General features: G+C 65.3%; 4 protein-coding genes. All 4 read left to right on the forward strand.

Features of this window, described 5'->3' with window-relative positions; all coding sequences use genetic code 11:
* Positions 1–741 (forward strand): hypothetical protein (locus AC1D01_RS21030; RefSeq protein ID WP_477869707.1); only part of this gene is annotated, 741 nt, incomplete at its 5' end.
* A 178-nt stretch (positions 742–919) separates the two neighbouring features.
* Positions 920–2764 (forward strand): leucine-rich repeat domain-containing protein, encoded by a 1845-nt coding sequence (locus AC1D01_RS21035; RefSeq protein ID WP_477869709.1) that lies wholly within the window; start codon positions 920–922, stop codon positions 2762–2764.
* Between the two features lie 140 nt (positions 2765–2904).
* Complete coding sequence (locus AC1D01_RS21040; RefSeq protein ID WP_477869711.1) at positions 2905–4611, forward strand: alpha-glucosidase; 1707 nt, start codon at positions 2905–2907, stop codon at positions 4609–4611.
* A 13-nt stretch (positions 4612–4624) separates the two neighbouring features.
* On the forward strand, positions 4625–4817 hold a 193-nt coding region (locus AC1D01_RS21045), incomplete at its 3' end, for an ATP-binding cassette domain-containing protein (protein WP_477869713.1).

A 4817-nucleotide genomic window follows, 5' to 3' on the forward strand; every position in this document is an offset into this window, starting at 1 on the left:
CCCACGAGGAACGAGGCGCAGCAGTTTGTCGCCGAGATGTCATTCAGCGGGGCGTTTTGTGATCTTCTGGTCCGGCAGATCAAGGCCAGAAGCGCATTGGGCTTCGTCCGCATCGAGCCGGGCATCTTCATCGGCAAGCGCCGAGTGGGTGTCCTCGGGAAAGCGCTGCGCAAGTATCAGAGTCTGGCGGCTTCGTCCGTTGCGTTGAAGGCGGCGGCGAAGGCGCTGTTGTCCAGCATTCCGGTGCTGGGCGGATCGTTGCCCCGGGACATCGTTCGCCAGATCGTGCCGCGGATGATGGGCGACGACGGTTCGTTGCGGCAACGGTGGGCTCGCCATGGTTGGATCCAGGTGAACCGGGTTGCATACAAGGCTGCCGTCAAGGTGCGCAGCAAGGAGTGCGTGGATTCGCTCGTGACGCCCAAGGGAAAGGTCCAACATCCTGTGGTTTCCACAGACGACCTCATGAGACTGGAGTTGTCCGGGATTCCGCTGCATGACCGAGACCGTGCTCGCTTGAGCAAAGCATTCTCCCCGTCGATGGAGGGCAAGTACACCCGACGAGCGGCGAACGCGTTCATCGTCGAGCACATGGCATTGGCAAAGCACCTCCTGAAGCACCGCAACCCCGATGGCGCGTTGTTCGCCCTGCAAGCCTTGCAACGGGTTGCCAAGGCGTACCAGCTTGAAGAGCCGCTTGGGTTGGGAATTCTGAGGGCTCGCATTGCGCTGAAACGATGAGGTGAGCGGGTCCGGCGCGGTCACGAATCGGCGCTGCCGCTGGAGCCGGAACGAAACGGCGTGCGGGCGTCACTCAGCCCACTCTTGCACTTCGGGACAGTTCATGGACGGCCTACGAAACCGCAGCCACGGCACGAGCAGTCGGCAACGTTTGCCCCAGTCGACGCAGGACTTGTCGATGTCGCAAATGCTGGAAGCGGCGGGCGAAACCGTCCCCGATGGTCTGCACGATGCGATCCAGGCCCTGGATCAAGGGACGGGGTGGAACCAGTCGAAGAAGGCGGAGGAATGGGTCGTGAATGCGTGCCTGCGGGCGCAGCGATCCCCTCTGCTGGCGGGGAAGATCAACCAACATGGTGTCGAGCGCCTGACCGGCATCCGTCAAGGCGTGGGGAGCGTCGCTGAGCTGTTGCAGGAATGTCCGTCCCTCGCTCATATCGAGTTCTTCAGCGCTGCGATCAGTGACGACGAAGCGTTGGCCCTGGTGTCGGCGCTTGGACGTCGCTCAGGTGTCGTGAGCCTGGCCTTCCGCCAGTGCGAGATGTCGAACGTCGCACTGTCCGCTTTGGCCGACGGGCTTCCAGAGATGCACCACTTGCAAACCTTGCGCATCGAAGCGCGCAGCGGAACGTGGTTGGGCACGCTGGGTCACTGCATGGCAGCCCACACGACATTGACTTCGCTCGTCCTCCAGATCCTGAACCTGGGCGCACGCGGGGCATTGGAGCTCGGCAAGAGTTTGCGGGGCAGCCGCACGCTGACAATGCTGGAGGTCCACGTGACGTCCTCCAATGCGCTCACGTCCTTGCTGAAAGGGCTTGCGTCCACAGAAGAATCTGACATCGATGACGGGTCGTTTCGCGTGGTTGAACAACCCTCTGCATTGCCTTGCCTGTCCCGCCTCGATCTGCGTTCCCATGCCCGGTTGGACGGCGCGTTCTGCGATGCATTGAGTGAATGCATCGGAACTCGCAAGGCGCTCGCGAGCATCCGCATTCGGCCCGGTGTGGAGGCGCTCGATGAGCCGATCGCCAGACTCTGCACGGCCATCGAGAACAGCGACGTGAAGATCGACTTCGACGCCGGCACGATGCCGGAGCCGCTGGCGGGGCTGGCGAAGTTTCGCCCCTATCAGCAACTGATTCTTCCTGCAGACACACCGGTCGTGATTGCACGCCAGCTGCTGAAGAGCTTGCCGGGCTGGCGCACTTTGCCCGGTGAGTTGAAGGAGAAGATCGAAGGCCATCTGTTCGGCAATGGCTCGCTGCGCGAACTCTGGCCCCTGCTCGGTCTGTTGAGCCTCGGCAAGGAAGTGTGCAGATTTGTGATGGGCATCCGCGGTGCCATTGACTGCAAGCGGTTCTCCGCACCGATGGGGCGCCTAGACCTGCCCTATGAGCCTGATCTCGACGCCTTCATGCAGTTCTGGCGCCTGCAGCTTTCCGGATTCGAGCTTGGCGATTCCGATGCACTGGTGCTGCCGGAGTGGCAGCTGACGTCGATGAAATCGTCCGGGTTGTCACGTGACCAGCTTGGGTTTCGCCGCAAGCTGAATGAAGTCGGAGAGCAGTTCGTTGGCGAGCAGCTGGGATGGGTCAGTCGGTGGATCGACGAGGGAAATGACGATGCAGCCGCCTTCGCGCTGAACTCCCTGCAGCGATTGGCACGGGAGCACGGCTTTGACCACGAGGGCAAGGCGGGCGAACTGCACAAGCGGCTGGTGCTCGGCGAGGTGCGCGGCCATCGGCGGATGGCCTGTGCCCATCTCGCCAAGTGGATGTTCCTGGGCACGTTGGTCCTGGCCGTCGCCGCTCACTTCTTCGATGTGGTCATGCGCAAGCTGTTCGATCAGGACAGCGCCTATGGAATCGGGGCGCCCATGACGCTCGATGAATCATTCGCTCAACGGCGCTTCGCCGCCAGTTGCATAACGTGGCCGCTCGTGGCGGTCTGGCTCCTGTTCATGCTCAAGGTCGAGTGGGTCGACGCGGTCACGCGCAAGCTCGGGCTGCCGAAGGTGTGAGGGTTTTGCCGACCCGGGATTGAGGGTAAACCCTCTCTTTCTCGATTCAGTTGCCCGCATAAAGTGGCGCCCAACCTGCAGAAGCATCGTATTTGTAGTCAAACTACAACGCTCATGCGGTAGTCCTGAATCCGATCCGCATGACCGACCTCGCCACCGCACCGCGCCACGCACCCGCTGCATCCTCCCCTTCCGCCCGTCGGCCGGCGGCCGACCGCGCCGCCTGGTGGCGGGGTGCGGTGATCTACCAGATCTACCCGCGCAGCTTCGCCGACCACAACGGTGACGGCGTCGGCGACATCGCCGGCATCATCGACCGGCTGCCCTACGTCGCGAGCCTGGGCGTCGACGCGATCTGGGTCTCGCCGTTCTTCCGCTCGCCGATGAAGGACTTCGGCTACGACATCGCCGACTACCGCGATGTCGACCCGCTGTTCGGCACGCTGGCCGATTTCGACCGCCTGATCGCCCGCACCCACGAGCTCGGCCTGAAGCTGATGATCGACCAGGTGCTGTCGCACACCTCCGACCAGCACGACTGGTTCCGCGAGAGCCGCGCGAGCCGCGGCAACCCGAAGGCCGACTGGTATGTGTGGGCCGATCCGCGGCCCGACGGCACGCCGCCCAACAACTGGCTCAGCGTGTTCGGCGGTTCGGCCTGGCAGTGGGATTCGCGCCGGCGCCAGTACTACCTGCACAACTTCCTCGCGAGCCAGCCCGACCTGAACTTCCACTGCCCCGAGGTGCAGGACCAGGTGCTGGCCGACATCCGCTTCTGGCTCGAGCGCGGCGTCGACGGCTTCCGCTTCGATGCCTGCATCTTCCACTTCCACGACCGGCTGCTGCGCGACAACCCGCCGGCCGAATCGCGCGACACCCGCAGCGTCGGCGAGAGCAACCCGTACGGCATGCAGCGCCACCTGCACGACAAGACGCAGCCGGAGAACCTCGCGTTCCTGCAGCGCGTGCGGCGGCTGCTCGACGAGCACGGCGCGGCAAGCGTCGGCGAGATCGGCGACGACGATTCGCTGAAGACGATGGCCGACTACACCCGTGGCGGCGACAAGCTGCACATGGCCTACAGCTTCAACCTGCTGACCGCCGAGCGCAGCGCCGCCTACATCCGCCAGCAGGTCGAAGACCTCGAGGCACAGATGCACGATGGCTGGGCCAGCTGGTCGTTCGGCAACCACGACGTGCCGCGCGTGCTGACGCGCTGGGGCGGCCCGGGCGCCGACCTGGCCTACGCGAAGGTCGCGACTGCCATGCTGGTGAGCCTGCGCGGCAGCGTCTGCTGGTGGCAGGGCGACGAGCTCGGGCTGACCGAGGCCGAGATCCCGTTCGAGCAGGTGCAGGACCCGTACGGCCTCGCGTTCTGGCCAGAGTTCAAGGGCCGCGACGGCTGCCGCACGCCGATGCCGTGGGTGCATTCGCAGCCGCACGCCGGCTTCAGCCAGGGCCGCGCGGTGCAGCCGTGGCTGCCGGTGCCGGCCGAGCACGCGGCGCGCGCGGTCGACGTCAACGAGCGCGATCCCGCCTCGCCGCTGAACTTCATGCGCCGGCTGCTGGCCTGGCGCCGGCAGCAGCCGGCGCTGGTCAGCGGCGACATCCGCTTCATCGATGCGCCGGAGCCGGTGCTGGCATTCGTTCGCTCGCCGGAGGCGGGCGTCAATGGGGCCTCGCTGCTGTGCGTGTTCAACCTCGGGAGCGAGCCGCTCACGGTGGATCTCGACGCGCCGGCGACGACGGTCGTCGCGGCGCAGCTCGATGCGGCGCTGCAGGGGGCGCGCAGCGGGCGGCGTTTCACACTGCCGGCGCACGGCTTGTACTTCGGCGAACTGGCCTGATCGCGAACGCAGCATGGCTCACCTGCAACTGAAGTCGCTGCGCAAGGCGTTCGACGGCGTCGTCATCCTGCACGGCGTGGACCTCGAGGTCCGCGATGGCGAGTTCCTGGTGTTCGTCGGCCCGTCGGGCTGCGGCAAGTCGACGCTGCTGCGCTGCATCGCCGGCCTCGAAGACATCACCGCGGGCGAGCTGTACATCGGCGGCG

It is taken from the genome of Rhizobacter sp. P3_B12, assembly GCF_056402895.1.